Source organism: Pseudomonas sp., assembly GCF_030696055.1.
Lineage (GTDB): Bacteria > Pseudomonadota > Gammaproteobacteria > Pseudomonadales > Pseudomonadaceae > Aquipseudomonas.
On sequence record NZ_JAUYNP010000323.1, the window covers coordinates 1 to 18,289 of the forward strand.

At 60.7% G+C, this 18,289-nt stretch carries 13 protein-coding genes and 2 pseudogenes; all 15 read right to left on the bottom strand.

The features are described from left to right. Positions 1–436 (bottom strand): annotated as a pseudogene (locus Q8Q83_RS19440) (hypothetical protein); the annotation flags it as partial. 271 nt (positions 437–707) lie between these two features. Further along, positions 708–1,652, bottom strand: a complete 945-nt coding sequence (locus Q8Q83_RS19445; protein ID WP_305625775.1) for a type IV pilus biogenesis/stability protein PilW — start codon at positions 1,650–1,652, stop codon at positions 708–710. After that, positions 1,652–4,474 (bottom strand): hypothetical protein, encoded by a 2,823-nt coding sequence (locus Q8Q83_RS19450; protein ID WP_305625776.1) that lies wholly within the window; start codon positions 4,472–4,474, stop codon positions 1,652–1,654. The genes Q8Q83_RS19445 and Q8Q83_RS19450 overlap by 1 nt, the downstream gene beginning before the upstream one ends. 71 nt (positions 4,475–4,545) lie before the next feature. Further along, entirely contained in the window at positions 4,546–6,693 is a 2,148-nt protein-coding gene (tssI, locus tag Q8Q83_RS19455; RefSeq protein ID WP_305625777.1) for a type VI secretion system tip protein TssI/VgrG, read from the bottom strand. Positions 6,694–6,828: 135 nt separating this feature from the next. Continuing rightward, on the bottom strand, positions 6,829–7,851 hold the full coding sequence (locus Q8Q83_RS19460) for a serine/threonine-protein kinase (RefSeq protein WP_305625778.1): 1,023 nt from the start codon (positions 7,849–7,851) through the stop codon (positions 6,829–6,831). A 10-nt stretch (positions 7,852–7,861) separates the two neighbouring features. Next, positions 7,862–8,590, bottom strand: a complete 729-nt coding sequence (locus Q8Q83_RS19465) for a PP2C family serine/threonine-protein phosphatase (protein WP_305625779.1) — start codon at positions 8,588–8,590, stop codon at positions 7,862–7,864. Beyond that, entirely contained in the window at positions 8,590–12,129 is a 3,540-nt protein-coding gene (gene tssM / locus Q8Q83_RS19470) for a type VI secretion system membrane subunit TssM (protein WP_305625780.1), read from the bottom strand. The genes Q8Q83_RS19465 and tssM overlap by 1 nt, the downstream gene beginning before the upstream one ends. Continuing rightward, the gene (gene icmH / locus Q8Q83_RS19475) at positions 12,126–13,007 is read right to left on the bottom strand and encodes a type IVB secretion system protein IcmH/DotU (RefSeq protein WP_305625781.1); all 882 of its coding nucleotides are present in this window, start codon (positions 13,005–13,007) and stop codon (positions 12,126–12,128) included. The genes tssM and icmH overlap by 4 nt, the downstream gene beginning before the upstream one ends. A gap of 2 nt (positions 13,008–13,009) precedes the next feature. After that, a complete protein-coding gene (gene tssK, locus Q8Q83_RS19480) occupies positions 13,010–14,341 on the bottom strand; it encodes a type VI secretion system baseplate subunit TssK (protein ID WP_305625782.1) in 1,332 nt (443 codons plus the stop codon). 3 nt (positions 14,342–14,344) lie between these two features. Beyond that, positions 14,345–14,827, bottom strand: a complete 483-nt coding sequence (gene tssJ, locus Q8Q83_RS19485; protein WP_305625783.1) for a type VI secretion system lipoprotein TssJ — start codon at positions 14,825–14,827, stop codon at positions 14,345–14,347. Between the two features lie 5 nt (positions 14,828–14,832). Then, positions 14,833–16,029, bottom strand: coding sequence for a type VI secretion system-associated FHA domain protein TagH (gene tagH, locus Q8Q83_RS19490; protein WP_305625784.1), 1,197 nt, complete (start codon positions 16,027–16,029; stop codon positions 14,833–14,835). 19 nt (positions 16,030–16,048) lie between these two features. Further along, a complete protein-coding gene (locus Q8Q83_RS19495) occupies positions 16,049–16,177 on the bottom strand; it encodes a type VI secretion protein (protein WP_305625785.1) in 129 nt (42 codons plus the stop codon). A 65-nt stretch (positions 16,178–16,242) separates the two neighbouring features. Further along, positions 16,243–16,803 (bottom strand): hypothetical protein, encoded by a 561-nt coding sequence (locus Q8Q83_RS19500; RefSeq protein ID WP_305625786.1) that lies wholly within the window; start codon positions 16,801–16,803, stop codon positions 16,243–16,245. Continuing rightward, positions 16,800–17,375 (bottom strand): transglycosylase SLT domain-containing protein, encoded by a 576-nt coding sequence (locus Q8Q83_RS19505; protein WP_305625787.1) that lies wholly within the window; start codon positions 17,373–17,375, stop codon positions 16,800–16,802. The genes Q8Q83_RS19500 and Q8Q83_RS19505 overlap by 4 nt, the downstream gene beginning before the upstream one ends. Before the next feature lie 2 nt (positions 17,376–17,377). Beyond that, positions 17,378–18,289: pseudogene (locus Q8Q83_RS19510) on the bottom strand (type VI secretion system tip protein VgrG); the annotation flags it as partial.

Sequence of the window (18,289 nt, forward strand, 5' to 3'; positions counted from 1 at the left end):
CGTAGGCATTGTAAATATTACCGCTGGAATAGCTGGTGCCTGTGTCAATTGCAATGCGCACATCTTGAGGTAACGAATTTTCCGTCTGAGAAACATAAGTTATGAGTAAGTACGCGGAAGGAATACTATTGTCGTACTTGAGGATATGTTGCGATAAGATTTTTACTTCGCTATCGTTTTCCCATAGGTCAATATCGAAGCACTTGTCCGGTCCCGGGCGCCGAGTACTCTTGGGTTGGACGGAACACCAATAGTTTGGGGCTGGGTTAGGAATTTCAGTGTACCCATCTCCGACAATATCTACGATGCGAAATAACACGTCAACTTCGGGGAGGCGTTTAATACTGGTAGCTATAGGTGTAAGAACATAAAAACCTTCAGCTGAGGCACCAGAGATAAAGCTGGCTAATAAAACCGCCCATAATTTTCGTAGCATTTACGAATTCCTATTCTATTGATTTTGACGTCGATGGTGTAGTTACCTCATACAGCTCCATTGCCTAGAGTCTGTATGGGCGGGTGCAGTTAGTCGATGTAGGGGGAACAAAATTTTCAATCTTTGAAAATTCGTTCACAAAAGAGCAGAACTCGAGCATTTGGCTATAGCTTTTTCAAGCGCAGCAGTTGCTGATGGTCAGGTATTACATTTGATGTTTTGTAGAGTTTGCTCGTGTGCAAAATGTAATGCCTGCCCCAAGTTCTCTCCCTTATTTGCTCTCACATTTGCTTCTGGATTGCACTCGCTCGGGAATCAATTTTTTCTTGTCGAGCTTCCCCATTTCTTCAGAATATTCGCGGTATAAGAAGCAGGCACTATCTCTCATGCCGATATCCCAATAGCTGTCGGCTAGATTCAAAGTGGCAACTACGCGGTTCGGGAATTTCTCGTGAATACTCTTCAGTAATATGGCAGCCAATACATTATTTCCTGCCTGCTGCATGTAGTACGCATAATCGTTGAGTGCTCCTACATTTTTCTCGGATACGGCCATAGAGAGCTCATATACAAAATCCGATGGAATGGGTTTTCTATTTTCCTGGCTCATCGGCAGGGCGCTATAGAAGAGCTGACTTTTTTTTCCTTGAGGAAGCAGTGCCTTTAATTTCTTGATTTCATCATCGACTTCTTTGCGCGCTTCATTTTTGTTCATAACTTGATAGTCGACAGATGAACTAGAAAAATCGGTTAGTTTCACGCAGCACTTGATACGATTGACGCTAAAGTCTCTAGGGAAGTGCGCCTCGTTGGGCATGGGTTCTTCCCCTAAGGAGTAAATTTCATCCCGAAAAGGCTCCAACCAATTGGACTCTTTTATCAGAACCCAATTCTTCAATTTGTCTTGCCAGCGAAAGGTATAGGCCCTTTGTTCTACCGTGTGCACGGACTCGAACTCTATGGGAATAAAAATGTCCCCCGGAAAGTAGCCGGGCGCAATTCCGCCTGAACCGGTGTTGAACAGCCCAGAGACTTCTTTTGCATTGCTCGGTGTGATGGTGATTTTGTGCAACGAGTCATTGTCATTCACGGCGGTTACAGAGTATGCGTCACACTTGCCGTCTGCGTTTAAGTCATAAATACATTGGTTGGCAGTTGCTATGGCGGGTACCGCAGCAAGAGAAAAGAGCAAAGTTATTCTGCTTGGGCTGAACATCAGGAACTCCTTAATGCTTCAATTCGGCGCTCAGCATGGTCCTTTGCCTGAGGCGCTTTGCGAGATGATGCGTAATAGGTAGTGGTGTTGTCGTCTCTGACTCGCTGTGAGGATTCGTAAATCTCAAGGAACCTGGAGTATCCGGCTATGGCATCTGGTGTATTTTTTGCTTTTCCTCTGGAGGTACTACCAGGATCGCTCCAGAGCCCCCACGCGAAGGAAAACTTGGCCTTGTTATAGGCCTCGCTGTCCTCAAGCTTGTAGACTCCTGCTGTATTCAGTTTCGCGCATGACCTTATCTTCAATTGTTCGATGGCGGAATTGAGGAACTCCAAGCGATGATCATAGCCGTTGAATCCGCCATTTATTAGTGCGGTTATGTATATAAAGTCATCACTATCCGAGTGATTGAGTAATTTCTTGAACTGTGTCCAGAACCACCCTACGGAAGTCACGCAGTGGGGGGGGGCAGCCATTTTGTTGTAGTGCGGACTGCCAATGAAGCTCTCGCCAATATAGTTTCCGTAAGCCCGATAATTGGCCTCCCAAGTAATCTGTATTAGTCCTCTTCCGATATATGGGTGATACGAAGGTAGGGGGTTATCGGAATTAAGTCCTTCTGTAACGAAATTCATGCTGCCGCTTTCATGCAGCATTTGAGCAAGTACATGCGCCCTGCTGATGCAGCTTTCTATTCCAAACGTTCTAAACATTTCATTGATTGGGCTGATATATCGATCCACATTCGCTGTAGAGGCGCCAGGTGCTATTGCTTTCAGTTGCGCTTTGGTCAGATCATCAAGGCATACGCAACCTTTAGAGCTGAAATTACCGATCAAAGCGGCAGCGTTCAGATGCCATGCCTTGCCGTCCGGATTAAGATTGATCTCACTCCACCAACTCAGCGTCTGAATCCGCTTTTTCTCACTCACCCAATTAGGATTTGGATCGGCCGGCGTATGTTCCATTAGCTTATCCAGCTCGTCCCACTTGGTGGCTTTCCAAAACCACTCGCTTTCGTAGTGGGTGATAAGGCGGGAGATGGACTGGGCATGCCAGGGCTTGCCCAATGCGGCGCGGATTTCTGTGGTGCTGAGTTTGTCGTCGCGTACGCTGCCATCGGCGCCGTCGATGATGTCGTACAGGCGGGTTTTGACCGGGCCGTTATCCGCGGTGTTGATTTGCGCTTGATAGTCGGCCTGCCCCACTTCACTTAACAGGCGTTGGGCGTCGAGGTGGCAGGCAAATTGGTCGGCCGCGCAGGCAGTTTCGCTGATAAAGTCGAAGCCCTCCCATTCCCAGGGGCTGTGGTGGGTGGGAATGATGTCGGCCAGCCAGCCGCTAATCAGGTTGCCGTCCTTGTCTGCGAATTCATCGTTGAGGCGCCACCATTGGGTAATAACGGGCGGGCCGCCTGCCATCGGGGTGCTGGTTTGAATTTTACGATCCGCCGGCAAGCTGTTGAGCACGGCCAGCGGGATGATGCGGGTAACTCCGATGGTTTGGCCTGGGTCGCTGACCTTGGGTGGGTTGGTGGCGGACATGCCTTCGGCATGGGTAATCAGCTTGGTGTCGGGATGAATCTTCAGCAGGGTTTTTTGCGTGGCGGGCAAGCTGCTTGCCCGTGCTCGGCTCTTGGCAATAAAGGCGGGCACATCCTCGCAGCTGAACACTTCCAGATGCAGCAGGGCTTTGGGGGTTGAATCATCGTGGTTCTGATACTGGCCCAGATGGCCGATCAGTTCGCCGGCCTTGATCGGGTAGGCGGTGGGCAGCGGGTACACCGCCTCTTTTGCTTTGGGCTCACCGGGGATTGCATCTAGTTTGGAGAGGTAGACGTAGCCGAGCGGTTTGCCGTCAGCCCCATTGGGCAGTGCGGGTACGCCTTTGTAGTCGAGAACTTCCAGCAACTTGTAGTAGTTGGAATCAACCGTGCTTTCAGCGCCCAATTTGACCTTGGCGCCCCGTGGCAATACGCCAATGATGGTGCCGGTGAGTTTCCCTTCCTTGCGGACGTTTAAACCCTGATGGCTGAGGGTTAGTGCAGGCTCTGTATCGGTTGCAACCCCCGCGACTGTGCCGCCGGTCAATTCGGGGGCATACACCCAGCCGATGACGCCACTCGGCAAGGCTGGCACGGCCGCGCCTTCGACTATGCTGGCTAGCTGTTTCCAGCTTGGGTCGCTGATATCGGCGGCGCCGAGGGTGACTTTGCAGCCCTTGGGTAGCATTGCCAGGACTTCGGTGCTGCCCCCGCTTGCCAACTTACGCACGCGCAGGCCCACAATTGGATCAGTGGCTCGCTCACTGACTAGATAACTCGTTTCCGCCAAGAAAGGCGGCGGCAGCGGGGCGCCGGGGGCTTGATAGCCCTTCCAGTCGAGCAGGTGCATATACAGGCTATAGAAGGTCAAGGCTTCGGCCGGTGCGGCCGGTGCGGCCGGAGTTGCAGGTGTGGCTGCGGGCACAGGCGGCAGCTCCAACCGATGCTTGACCAGGACGAAGCCGGTGGAGAAGGGTGCGCGCTTGATCAGGGGGACCCCGCTGATGTACTCGCTTTCTGGGTATTGGTTATCGATGCGGTAGGCAATCACTTCACCGTCGGCGATGCAGCGCACGCTGGATTGATCCAGGGCTGCTGCGGTGCCGCTGTCGAAATGCACGCCACCATGCCAGAGGCCATTGTCCCCCATGGGGTAGAAGCCGTTTTTAGCCTTGGCCAAGGCGTCGTAGTAAAACTGTGGATCGGTGATTTCTTTGCTGGCATCGCCCGCGCTGTTAAAGGGAAACGCCCAGGCGTTGATTTTGTTCGTATCGGTCATCGTTGCTTACCTAATGTCCTTGGTAGTGCGCCCCGCTGTCGCCTGGGTCTGCACAGCTATGTCAGCCCTGATCAGCCGGAGAAGTTGAGCATCCGCTTGGATTTGCGCTTCGGTGGTATCTCGAAGCTGTTCAGCAACGCCTCATCCAACAAATTCCCCGCCTTATCTTTATCCGCCGCCCCCGGCAGCACCGGTGGTTTGATGGCGATGCCCGAGCCTTTGCCCGGTGCGCCGCCGGCGTTGATCTTGGCCATTGGGCCGAGCACTGTGATGCCGCCGCCGTCGAGCTTGATAAAGCTGCCGCCGGCTTTGAGGGTCAGTTCGCTGGCGGCCTCGATAACCATCTTCTGCCCGGCCTTCAGATGGATTTCGCGGCCGGCTTTGCTCAGTTGGGCGGTGCCGAGTTTGATGTGCTGGTTTTGCCCGACGGTGAGGTGGTCGTCGGGTTTGACTTCGACTTTGCGCTCGGCTTTGACCGTCAGGTGTTCTTCGGCTTGCAGCTCGGTGTAGCTATTGGCCTCGACCCTGTCGTGACGCTCGTTGCCGACGCGGATCTTCTGGTCGTGCTCGATGTTTTCGTCCCAGTCGCGCTGGGCGTGCAGGTAGATCTGCTCGGCGCCTTTTTTGTCTTCGATGCGCAGTTCGTTGTAGCCGGCGCCGCCTGGGGTGCTGAGGGTTTTGAAGACGCTGCGGGTCTTGTTGGCCGGCAGGTCGTAGGGGACGACATGTTCCTTGTGATATAGGCAGCCGGTGACCAGGGGTTGGTCGGGATCGCCTTCGAGGAAGGTCACCAGCACTTCCATGCCGATCCGTGGGATGGCGATGCCGCCATAGCCGTCGCCGGCCCAGCTGTTGGACACGCGCAGCCAGCAGCTGGTCTTGTCGTCGGCCTGGCCTTCACGGTCCCAATGCCCTCTATCCCAAAAGAAGTGCACCTTGATCCGGCCGTATTGATCGCAGTGGATTTCTTCGCCGGCGGGGCCGGTGACCACGGCGGTCTGGCTGCCCAGCACGCGGGGTTTGGGATGCGCGAGTGGCGGGCGGAAAGGTACGTCCCAGGGGGTGGCGGTAAAGCGGTTGCGGTAGCCTTGGTGGAAGTCGGTGTCGTCTGCTTGCCCCTCTCCCCAGCCCTCGGCTTTGGCATCCTGCGTCGCCCTACCTCCTACATCCATGTAGTCGTCTCCCCGGAGGGGCGAAAAGTTAGTGATGGACTCTTCCAGCACCTGGGGCTGTTTGCCTTGGTGGATCACTTCGTGCAGCAGCCAGAGGTCGTTCCAGTCCCGCCGTGGGTGGTCGGAGAGTTCCAGGAAGTGGCCGCTAAGCAGCTTGGGTTGGTCACCGCGGCCTTCGGCCAGGCGGTAGTCGGCGCGGTGGCGTTGCAGGTTGCGCTGGCTCAGATGTTTGCCGCGGCTGCGGTCGACAAAGCGGCCTGGGTAGTCGTAGTCCTCGAGATCCGGCAACGGTTTGGCTTCGGGATCGCGATCCGCTTTGTATGCTGCTTCCATAAGCAGCCGCGGTTGCTCGAAATCGTAGTCGCGGCGCGTGGTGCGGCTGGTACGGGTTTCCAGGCGCACGGCGAAGCGTTTGATCACCGGATCAATGGCGGTCATGCCGTTGTCTTGCAGGTAGGCGGTGGGCTGGCCAAGTTTGCCGAAGGCGCTCTGGTCGTCGCCGAACACCAGCACATGGCCCTGCTCGCTGTGCTGGAAGTGGTAGTGGATGCCTTCCTCCTCGCACAGGCGCTGGACGAAGTGCAGGTCGCTCTCGTCGTACTGCACGCAGTAGTCGCGCTCGGGGTAGAGGGTCGGGCCGAGCTGGAACTGCTGGGCGCCCGCCTGGATGCCATGCTCCTGCAACACCTGGGCGACTATCTGCGGCACCGTCAGGTGCTGGAAGATGCGCTGGTTAGTGCGGTGGGCCAGGTACGCCAGCTGCGGCACTAGGCACAGGCTGTAGCGGGTCAGGCGCTTGCCGCTTTCACCTTGGGCGACCCTATGGATCAGCCCGTGAATGCCCAGGCCGTCCGGGGTAAAGGCGAGAAAAGCCGGCTGATGCAGCAGGCTTTGCAGGTCCAGATCGGGCCGCTCGCTGACCAGCTCCACTTCGAAGCGATAGGGCTGGCTGATCGCCTCGCGACCGCTGAATTCGAGCACTTGCAGGTCGTGTTCGAGTCCTTCGATGCGCAGGCTGAAGTGGGTTTCATTGGCCGGGTTGAACATGCTTATTTCCTTGTAAAAAGATCATCCATTGATGCTGCTAGGAGGCTGTCCGGAACTACGGTTTTTTGCATGTTGGGCTTCGTTCCTCAGCGCCAACCTACGATGTGTAGTCAATTGCCATTCTCGGACAGCCTCCTAGCTGCTACGGCCCAGCCAGTGCTGCCAGCGAGTCGGCGGCGGGGCGCGGAATAGCTCCAGCAACTGCGCACTGCTGATGCTGCGCTGCGCCTCGTCGAACGCCAGAGCGGTGCGCAAGGCTGGCCAGCAATGCGACGGCAAGTGCTCGGGCCGTTGCAGTTGCTGATCCAGCTGCATGGCCTTGGCCTGCTTGGCGCTGAGGCGTCGGAACGGGTGGCGGCCGCCGGCCAGCTCATACAGCACGCAGGCCAGGGCATAGACATCGGCCGCGGCGCTCAGCGGCGCGCCGTCGAGCAGCTCCAACGCGGCGTAGCGTGGCGTCCAGGCGGTGAAGCGGTTGCGGCATAGGCGCGGCAGGCCCGGCAGCAAGCCTTCCACCGGCTGGCCGAGACCATAATCGAACAGGCGCAGGCCGTCGGCGGCGAGCATCACATTGCTGGGTTTCAGGTCGCCATGCAGTACGCCCAGGCTGTGCGAATAGCTCAGGGCGTCGAGCAGGGCGATGGCGATGCCTTGCAACTCGCTCCAGGGCAAGCCTTCGGGGCGTTCGCCGAGCAACTGGTCGAGGGTCAGGCCCTTGAGCAGCTCCAGGGTGAGGAAGGCGCGCTGGCTCGGCAGATCCACCTCGAAGCCGAACAGCCTGACCACATGGGGGTGGTTGAGCCGCGCGGTGAGGGCGAATTCGCTGTACAGCAAGGAGTTGGCGTCCGGGTATTCGGCGAAGTCGTCGCTGAGGGTTTTCAGTGCCACATAGGGCTCGGGGTCGCCGAATTGCTCGCGCAGCAGGTCACGGGCGCGGTACACCGCGCCCATGCCGCCGACGCCGAGCAGACGTTCGATCTTATAGCGGCCGCCGAGCACGTCCGGCAGTTCGCTCAGCGCGGGGCGCTGGGTTTTATCCGCGGCCTTGTCCGCCGGTTTGGCGGCGGTGGCGGCCAGGGCGAAATAGGTCAGGTCGCTGGCTTCGTTGCTGGTCTCGTTGCTGGCCAGCGGCGCCTCGTCGAGCAGGCTTGCACTCATCCTCGCGTCCTCATCGGCGGATCACCACGGCGCTCAGGTTGTCCCGCGCCGGGCCGTCGAGGACCTGCTGAAACAGGCGATTGAGCGTCAGTTGCGGTGACGGCAGGTTCAGCGCGGCGCCCAGTTCGTCGGCGGACAGGCCTTGATAGAGGCCATCGCTGCACAGCAGAAAGGCGTCGCCGGGGAGTATGTCCAGCTCGAGTATTTCCAGCTTCAGCTCGTCGCTGGCGCCTATGGCCCGGGTCAAGGCGTGCGCCGCGGGATGGCGAGCGGCCTCGGCTGGGCTCAGTTGCTGTTCGTCGATCAGTTGCTGCAGCAGCGAATGGTCGCGGCTGAGCTGATACAGGCGACTGCCGCGCCACAGGTAGCAGCGGCTGTCGCCGGCCCACACGCAGGCGGCGCGCTCGCCCTCGATCAGCAGCGCCACCACGGTGCTGCCGATCACCGGGTCCGGGTGCGCGGCGGTCACGGTCAGCTCTTGAGCGAGGCGCCGATTCAGCCCGTGCAGGCGCTGGCGCAGTTCGGCCAGGCGCTGTTGCAAATCGCCCGCGCTGGGTTCGGCCAGCTGCTCGACTATCAGGCGGCTGGCCAGGGCACCGTTCTGGTGCCCGCCCATGCCATCGGCCACCACCCACAGGCCCTGCTCCGGCAGGGCCAGAAAGGCATCCTCGTTGCGCGCGCGGACCTTGCCGGTGTCGGTGCGCGCGGCGCTGCGCCAGGCGTTCGCGAGTGCCAGCATCAGAGCGTCGCCGGCAGTTTGAAGCTGCGCAGCAGGCCGATGTCGAAGGGGTTCGGCGAGCGCTGGCTGTGCAGCAGGTAGTTGGCGCGCAGGCCGCCGAGGTCGGCCTTGAGCATCAGCACGTCGCGACCGCTGTGGTAATCCACGCTCATCAGGTCGAGCAGGCGGAACAGCGACCAGGGGCCGGTGTTCTTCTCGATGCCGACCTTGCGTCCGCCCAGCTCTTCCACCACCAGGCTGGTACGGCCTTCGTTATCCGCGGCTGGCCAGCTGAACGCGGTCTGCACGATCGGCCCATGGCGGTATTCCATCTGCTGGCTGCCGAAGCGGAAGTCGGCGCGGCCCAGGCTGGAATCCAGCGAGTAGGGCTCCAGCTTGAACAGCACTTTCGGCTCGTTGGGGTTCTCGGCGAAGAAGCTGCGGCGGATGGTCTGGGCATGGCTCATCTGCTCGAGGAACTCGCGCGACAGCGGCAGGCCACGGCCGTCCACGCGGCGCAGTTGGTACTGGCCGGCGGCGCCGCTGACGAAGGGCTTGAGGTAGCCGTCGAAGAAGCGCTCGGCTATGCCTTGGGCCTTGAAGAACTCGCGGAAGTCGGCGATCGCCACGTCGCTTTCGCTGTGGGCGCTGAACGGATAACGCTGTTTCAGCGAACCCTTGTAGGCGGCGTACAGCTCGTCCTTATAGCGCTGGTTGAGGTACTGGTGGGCATCGCCCAGCACCAGCATCCAGCTGTCTTCGGCGAGCAGGCCGAGCCAGTTGCCGACCGGCTGCGGCAGGCGCGCGGCGTTGCTGCGCACCTGGTTGATGGCGTCGCGCTGACCGCCCATGCGTGCCTTGGCTAACTCGAAGGCGGCCTGCTCGGGTGAGCTGGCATGGGCCAGGCCGGCCAGTTGCAGCTGCAGGGCATTCAGTGCCTGCAGGGTGCCGGCCAGTTCCGCCGCGGCGCCGCCGTTGTCGTCGAGCAGGCGATGCAGCGGTTCGAAGCGCCGTTCCAGGGTTTTCCGTGCGGTGTCCGGCAGGTTCTTGATCAGCGCCGCCTGCGCCTGTTCGGCGGCGGCCGCTGCCAGCTTGGCCGCCTTGCCCAGTTTGCCCTTGGCACCTTCCAGGGCTTGCGCGGCGGCACCGGCGTCGTCGGCCGCTTCGGCCATGCCGTTGAAGCGGGTGTTGTCGCGTACCTCCACCAGCAGTTGCAGCAGCGGCGAATTGGCGGCGGTCAGGCCGGCCAGTTGCAGGGCGCCCTGGTTGGCGCTGCCGATGGGGTCCAGCGCCAACTGCGCCAGGGCTTCGCCCCAGTAGTTGGCGTAATCGCGGAAGTACAGCTGCTCCATTTCCACCAGCAGACGGCTGAGGTCGGCGCTGCTGAGGTTGTCGCCTTCGCCGAGCACCCAGTTGTCGCGCAGGATATCGCGCACCAGATCGGCGCCCTGGGCGACGAACAGCTTCTGGTAACCGACCTGGGTGTAGAAACCCGGAATGCTGTAGTCGCTGCCGATAAACAGGCCGGCTTGCGGGCCGAGCTTCTGGCTCAGGCGGTAGTCCGGCAGGCTGCGCGCCTGTTCGCGGAGCATGCGGTAGACCACGCCCGCCAGCGACTCGCTACGCAGTACCTGGCGCGCCTGTGCCACCAGGGGTTCGTTGAGCGAGTAGGGGGCGAACGACTCGGCCAGCAGGCGCTCGAAGTGCTGGTTAAGGCCGCGCTGGCCGGCACTGTTGCCGGCGTAACGCAGCGACCAGTCGGCGGCCAGCCATTCCTGCAGGAAGGCCTTGTCGCGGCGCTCCTCCAGGTTGAGCATCAGGTAGGCGCGCAGGCTGTTGAGCAGGCGTTCGCGGTCGTTCAGGTTGGCGCGTACTTGCGCCTCCAGCTGACGGCCGACGCGCGGCAGCAGGAGGTTTTCCAGCTCGCCGCGGTAAGCCCGCTGCAGGGTCGGGTCGACCCGCTCACCCTGATACAGGCCCGCGCGGTGCAGGTAGGCGGCTTCGTCCAGGGTTGGGAATACCTGGGTCGCGGCATGGCTCTGGTCTAGTGCCTTGAGGGTCTGCAGCGCATCGTCCTGGGGACTGAGGCTGCGTTGTTGCTGAGTCAGTTGCTGGGCGATGGCGCGCAGCTGTTCCAGACGCTCATGGTTGCTGGAGAAGCCGTTGGCCCAGAGCGCGCCGAACAGCGTCAGGCAGGCCAGGGCGCAGGCGTACATGGCGCGCTGGCCCCAGTCGATGCGGCGCACTTCCTTCTGATCGAGGCCGGCCAGCTCGGACTCGGGGAAGATCACCCGGCTCAGCAGGTGGTTGATAAAGCGCGCGCGGCCGCTGCGGAAGGTCGGCAGGGCGCTGCTGGAGAGGCCCAGGTTACGGCCGATGCTACTGGTGCTGGGGTCGAGCTGCTCGCTGAGCTGCGGTGCGCTGGTCAGGTAGAAGCCGCGCAGCTGGCTGGCACGCTGGTAGCGGTTGCCGCTGAAGGCCAGCTCGGCGAACAGGCACAGGCGCTCGCCGATCTGCCCGAGCTGGTGCGGGAAGTCGAGGATACGGCCGCGGCGCTGGGTGTCGCGCTCCTGGTGCATGCGCAGGATCACCTGGCTGTTGAGGCGGCGCAGCAGCTCTTCGAACTCCTGGCGCACCACCTGCACGTCGGTGCTGTTCTGCTCCTTGCGGAAGCTGGCGCCGAGCACCTGATCGCTTTCCTCGCGGGACAGCTGATCGAAGAACTCGTCGAAGCCCAGCACCTGGTCGGCCTTGCTCAGCACCAGGTACACCGGCACATCGGCGCCCAGGCGCTGGTGGATGTCCTGCAGGCGCTGGCGGGTCTGCCGCGCCAGGTTTTCCAGCTCGATCTCGCTGCCACCTTGCAGCTGTTCGAGCGGAATATTCACCAGCACGCCGTTTAGCGGGCGGGCGCGGCGCTGGCGCAGCAGGCCGAGCAGGAAGTCCCAGGCGCGGCCGTCGATGGCCGGGTCGGGTTGGCTCAGGTAGCGCCCGGCGGTGTCGATCAGCACCGCATGCTCGGCGAAATACCAGTCGGCGTAGCGGGTGCCGGAAACGTCCTTGGTCAGGCGTTGCTGCTCACCACGGTTGAGCGGGAAGTCCAGGCCGGAGAAGTCCAGCAGGCTGGTCTTGCCGCTGCCCTGGGGGCCGAGCAGCAGGTACCAGGGCAGCTCGTTGCGCCACTTCTCGCTACGTCCGCGATACAGGCTGGAGCGCTTGAGGCTGTGCAGCGCCTGCTTGAAGCGCTGGCGCAGTTCGAGTTGTTCCTCGTCGATCAGGCTTTCGCGGCGCAGGCGCTCCTGGGCGTCGGCGTCGTCTTCCTCGGCCTTCTTGCGCGCCGTGGCCTTCCAGCTGGCGAACACCATGGCCAGGCCCCAGAGCAGGAACAGCCCACTGATGCTCAGCAGGCGGCTGCTGGCCGACTCCCAGAACTTGTAATCGTTGACCGCGAGCAAAGGGCCGACGAACCACACCAGCAGCGCCAGAACCAATACCAGGCACAGGCTCCAGACCCAGGTCTGGCGGAAAAATGCGGCTAACTTGCCGAAAAAGCTCTTCATTTCAGATCATCCATGAGTGCACCCGCGGACGGGTCGAGTTGCTCGTACGGCTGCAAAACAGTCTCGCGCTGTTCGCCCAATACCCAGGCGAAACCGCCATAGATCACCACCAGGCAGACCAGGGTGAACAGCGCCACCAGCCACCAGGGCACGATGCGCACCAGACGCCGGCGGCTGTCTTTCAGGCCTTGCCAATGCGGCGAGATTTCCCGTGGCACATCACCGCGCATCTGGCGGATCTGCCGGTACAGGCTGTCGCGCACCGCTTCCAACTCCAGCATGCCGCGCGGCAGTACGCGGTACTTGCCCTCGAAACCCAGCGACAGGCACAGGTACATCAGCTCGAGCATCGGCAGGTGCTTGACCGGGTTGCGCGACAGGCGCTCGAGCAGCTGGAAGAACTTCTCGCCGCCGAAGGTTTCGTTGTGAAAACTCGACAGCAGGCTCATCTGCGACCACTCGCTCTCGTTGCCCCAGGCGGTGGTCACCACCGCTTCGTCGACCACGGTGCACAGCACGTAACGCGCGGCCATCACCTGGCTGCTCTCGGCGCCTTCATGCAGGGCGCGGTGCTCGAACAGCTTGATGGCGCTGGCCAGGCGCTGGTTGAGGCCGTGCATGTCCTCGCTCTCGAAGCTGTGCTTGAGCCGCACCACTTCCGAGAGCAGGGTGGACGCGGCGGCCACCAGCGGATTCAGGCTGATATTGAAGGTCTCCGCCGGGCGTAGGCGCGCGGCGTAGATCATGCGTTCTTCCAGTTGCTCGAATTTCGGCGGCGCGGCGAAGTCGGTCAGCGGGCTGTGCGCGGGGGCGTCACCTTTGCGGTTGAGGATGACGGTCTTGTCGTCCTGGCCGTATTCCATTTCCTTGGTGGTCATCATCAGTTCCTGATCGCCCAGAATTTCAGCTCAAGCCCGGAGAACTCGCCGGACACGTGGAAGGCGAAGCCGCCGGAGCGTTCCAGCTGCGCCAGTTCCTCGGAGCCCAGCTCCAAGGCGAAGTAGGTTTTCCCTGAGTGGAAGGGGATCTGCCGTGGCGCCACCGGCAGCGGTTTGACCTTGATCCCCGGCAGGTGCAGGTTGACCAGCTGGCGGATGCGCTCCACCGGGCCGACCTTGAGGTGCGCCGGCAGGCGGTTGCGCAGCTCTTCCGAATCGCACTGGGCGCTGGCGGCGAGGACGAAGGTAGAGGTGGCGAGCAACTTGTGGTCGTGCAGCGGCGACACCTGGATGCCGTACTGACGCTGTTGCAGAAGCATTTCGATGGCGTGCTGTTCCAGCACCATCGACAGCACCTGGCGGATCGCGTCCATCAGCTTGCGGAAGCTCAGGCCCTGGTCGCTGTGCAGGTAGCGGCCTTCCAGGCGCGGGCGTTTGACCTCGCTGGAGAAGGTCGCCAGCTCGCCGAGCAGGCCGAGCAGCTCGCGGTAGATCTGCTCCGGGTGCACCTGCTCGATGCCCAGGTAATGCCGCAGCACCGGCTCGAAGCGGTTGATCAGCTGCAGCATCATAAAGTCGCCAACTTCGGCGCCGCCGACCTTGCCGGTGGCGCTGATGCGCTCGGCGAGGATGTCACCGCGGTGGGCCAGCATGCTGATCACTTCCTTCAGGCAGGACAGCAGATAGCCGGAAGCCTGGAAGTTGACGTAGGTCGGGATAAATTCCGGATCGAGGCTGATCACCCCGTCCGGGGTGGTGTCGAGCACGTCGCACAGCTGCAGTTTGACGTAGGCCTGGTCGCTCTGTTGCGCGCCGAGCAGCAGGCGGAAATCCGGGCGGCCACAGCTGACCTGGCTGGCGGCGCTGTCGCCGGCGTTGGAGTCGGCGACTTCCTCGTCGAAGGCGGTGAAGCGCGCCAGCACGTCCTGCTGCTCCGGGCGGCGGCTCTCGATATGGTTGCCGGTGACCAGCGGCAGGGCCAGGTATACCGGGGTGTTGCCGGTGTTCGGCGGCACGTCCAGGGCCAGCGGCTCGCGCTCGGCGCCGATATCGAACAGGCTGCCATCGGGCAGGATGCCGCTGGCCTTGCTCACCACCAGCTTGCCCATATTGAGGAACTGGCGATCGATCTCCAGCTCGAAAAAGCCCCAGGCATAGCTGTCGAGCTTCTGCGTGCGGGTCTTCAGCTGGTAGTCGTAGTAACGGTCGTTCTGCTGGAAGTGCTGCGGGCGCAGCAGCATGCCTTCCTGCCACACCACTTTATGCATGGCCATGGCTCAGTCCTCTTCCTTGACGTGCTTATCGACGGCTTTGATGCCCTGGGCATCCAGCTTGAGCACGCTGCTGTTGCGTGCCTGTTGCTGCAGCGGGATGACCAGGCGCCAGTTGCTTTCCGGCAGGTCGCGGTAGGCGGCCAGCACGCCGACATAGCGGCTGCCTTTCTGCACCGAGAGCTTCAGCTCGCGGGTTTCGCCGGGCCTTAGCTCAAGCTCCTCGAGTACCACCAGATCCGGCGCCAGGGCCTCTTTCGGGCGTTGATACAGCGAGAAGAAATCGGCGCTTTCGAAAGCCACCGGGTGCTTCAGCTCGATCAGGCGCAGCACTATCGGCGAAGGCCGGCCATTCAGGTCCGGGTTGAGCTTCTCGCTGCCGCTTAGGGTCAGGTCCAGCTTGGTCATCTTCGAATAGGGCGACAGCGACGAGCAGCCGCCGAGGGTCAGCAGCGTGGCCAGCAGCGCCAGCAGGGTAAAACGGTGCATGGACATCATCCTTGAGCGTCGGTGTTGAGGGTGGCGATCAGGCGAACCTGTTCTTCGTAGCTGTGGGCGAAGTCGCGGGCGAACAGGCGCTCGCTCCAGTCGTCGTTCTGTGTAAGCAGCGCGTGCAAGCGGCTATAGGCGCGCCAGCGGCTGCCGGCGGTGGCGAGCAATGGCTTACGCCCTTCACGCTCGAAACGCAGGCTCAGTTGTTCCGGCGACAGCTGCTCGAACATGCCCTTGACCGCGGCGCGGCTGGCCGCCAGTAGTGCCACCTGATGCGCCTGCAGGTCGCGGAAGCCGCGGCCGATGCTCTGTTCGGCGGACAGCGCGCCGGGTTTGCCGCCACGCAGCAGGGCAGTCATTGCTTCGCTGGCATCGCTGCTGTGCTTGAGCGGGTTGTTGCCGGCGCTCTGCACCGTGGTCAGGGCCAGGCGCAGCTCGTTCTTCAGCTCGCTGCGGGTACGCAGGCTCTGCTGCAGGCTGCCGACGCTCTGCTTGAGCAACTTGGCGGCGTGCAGCGCCAGGGCTTCGCGGCCGTCGTCGTCGAGGTCGTCGAGCTTGACCCCGAGGGCCTCGCCGAATTTCTCCCAGAAGCTTGGCGGCAAACGCACCGGCTCCGGCGCGCGCCTGGGCTGCGGCGCGGGCGTCGGCGCCACCAACTGCGGCAGCAGCAGGTTTTCTTCGTCGATCTGCGCGTAATCGCGCTGCTGCGTCTGCGCCTTGGGCGGACGCAGGATCGCCGTGAGGTCATCCACTTCGGCGTAGACCCGCTCCTGCTGATCGAGGGCGGTCAACGGGTCGAGGTCGAGAAAGGCGTCGTCGGGAATGATGCTGCCGGCCGGTTGCGCGCGGCCGGTATCGCCGGCGAACAGCGCCGGGTCCTGAATCAGCCGCGCGCGGATCTCGAAGTCGCCGAAGCAATACAGGCTGCCGTGCTCGATGCGCTGTGGTTCGCCCTTGCGCAGGCTGGCGCCGCTGTCTTTCAGCTGGATGCCATTGCTGCTGGTATCGGTCAGGAAGAAGGCGCCATCGCGGTAGCTGACCTCGGCATGCCGCCCCGACAGCACCCGCTTGCGATCCGGAATCACCCAGTCGCACTCCTCCGCCCGGCCGATAATGCCGCCGGCCTGCTTAAAGGTTTTGCTGGTCAATAGACCTGACACGAACTGCTGGGCACTGACCACATCGAAAACCAGTTCCATGGTTGTTAACTCCTTGCGGTCAGTTACCGCGCTGCACTGCTTGCGGATCGCCCAGGGGGCGGTATTGGTCATCGTTGAACTTGTAATTGCCACTGCAGCCGGTGAGGGCCGTTACCAGGAGGAGGGCGGGCAAGTAACGCATCAACATAGTTATTCCCTCTATTAATTTCGGGTGTTTAATTTGTTTATTTATATGCAGAGAAATTCTGTGGATTATTGCTGCGCATCAATCAAGGTTATTTTTATATTTGAACTGTCCGTGGGCACTCTGTTAGTGCCGTAGGCGGCCTCGGCTTGGCCCTTGCCAGAGATGTATTGGTAGACCAGGTATTTCTTGCTGCTTTCATTGCCAATGTTCTGGAACACCACCGCCATGCCGCTCTGGTTTAAATAGACCCAACTGGGGCGGTTTCTTTCGGCAAAATCTATCCGCTCCAACTCGTGGCTGGCGCTGTTATAGCGAAGCGCGAAGCCCTGTAGATAATTGGCGCTGAACTCACCGGATACGACCAAGGCCTTTTCTTCACGCCCAGAACACTGGATGGAAATAGCGGCACCCCGGGACAGTTCTGCGCTTGCAAAAGCCGGGGTGAGTTTCTGTTGTTGTTGCAGGTAATAAATGGCCGAATCGGCTATTGGCTGGGCACTCAGGACTGCGACCTGAGCGCTTTGCCCAGCTCCTAGCAGGCAGTTTTCGACTGCTTTAAGATTTTCAGCGCTGGCTGATAGGGGCAATAAGATCAAGAGTATTGATATGGATAGAAGCGTTTTCATTTGACCATGTCTCGCAATATTTGCATTGACTCTTGGGCGGCTTTTAGCTTTTCCGCAGTTGCTTTTATTTTGTTGTAGTAAATTCCATTTTTAAGGCCGCGATAGTCTTTGTAGGCTTCGGCTATGGGATCTTTCGCGCCTTTCTTTGTCTGGCGTTGAATAAGATGCTCTAAATACTGAGTGCCGATCTTAATGTTGGTGGCTTGGTCAGTTAGTTCCGCGCTGGCATGGAATTTATCGGCTTCTTTATATACATCGGTCTCATCCAGGCGGTCTGCGCGGGGCTTCTTAAGATTCTCGAGACGGTATAGTTCGCGTACTGGCGCCTTGAGCAGTTGCATTAAGCCTTTGGCCGAGCTGCCTTGAGCCCGCGCGTTAGCATCGAAACGAGACTCCATATAGATCTGGCAAATAATGCTGTCGGTATCGATGGAGGACTGATTGTTTGCCTCTACCAGTTTCCTTATTTCCCGCAGACGTGCGGCGTCATCTACAGGCAGGCTGGCCGGCTTGGTTTCCGTCACGGGGGTCAGGCTCTGTTGGCCTGTTGCCAGGGGCTTGGGCTTTTGCATGTTCAGGCGTCCCAGTGTGGGTTGAGCGGTGGTACGTCATCGTAAATTTCTATGGTCGCGGTCTCGGCTTCATGGCTGGCGACCTTCAGGGTTCTGCCTTCCTGGTCCGTTCGCCCATACAGCGTTTTGCCGGACTTGGTGGTGATGACATAGGGGAAGTTCGGCAACGGCAGGCCCGTGTCCTGTGCAGTGATCAGGAAGTCGAGGTCGTACCCAGGCTTGGTTTTGCGTGCAGGCTCGGCGAGAGGGATAACGCCAGGCGCATTCGCCGCGGCCAGGGTCGTCAAACTGCCGGCCTTGTCCGCATCCGCCGCCCCCGGAATCACCGGCAACAGAATGCCAATCCCGCTGCCCACCCCCGGTGCGCCGCCCGAGTTGAGCTTGATGGTCGCGCCGCTCAGGGTGACGCCGCTGGGGTCGAGTTTGAGGAAGCTGCCGCCGCCATTGGCGGTGAGTTCCAGGCCTGCGTCTATCACCACTTTATTGCCGGCTTGGTAGTGGATTTCGTTGCCGGCTTCGACAAATTGGCCGACCCCGACCTTCACATGGCGGATGGTGGCGACCGTCAGGTGGTCGTTGCTGCGGATTTCCACCTTGCGGTCGGCGTGGGTGGTGCGCTGTTCTTCGGCCTGGAATTGGCTGTAGCTGTTGGCTTCGACGGTATCGTGGCGCTGGTTGCCGATGCGGATCTTCTGGTCGTGTTCGATATTCTCGTCCCTGTCGCGCTCGGCATGCAGATAGATCTGCTCCGCGCCTTTCTTGTCTTCGATACGCAGCTCGTTATAGCCGCCACCGCCGGGGCTGCTCAGGGTCTTGAATACGCTGCGGGTCTTATTGGCCGGCAGCGGGTAAGGCACCAGGTGTTCCTTGTGGTATAGGCAGCCGGTGACCAGGGGCTGGTCGGGGTCGCCTTC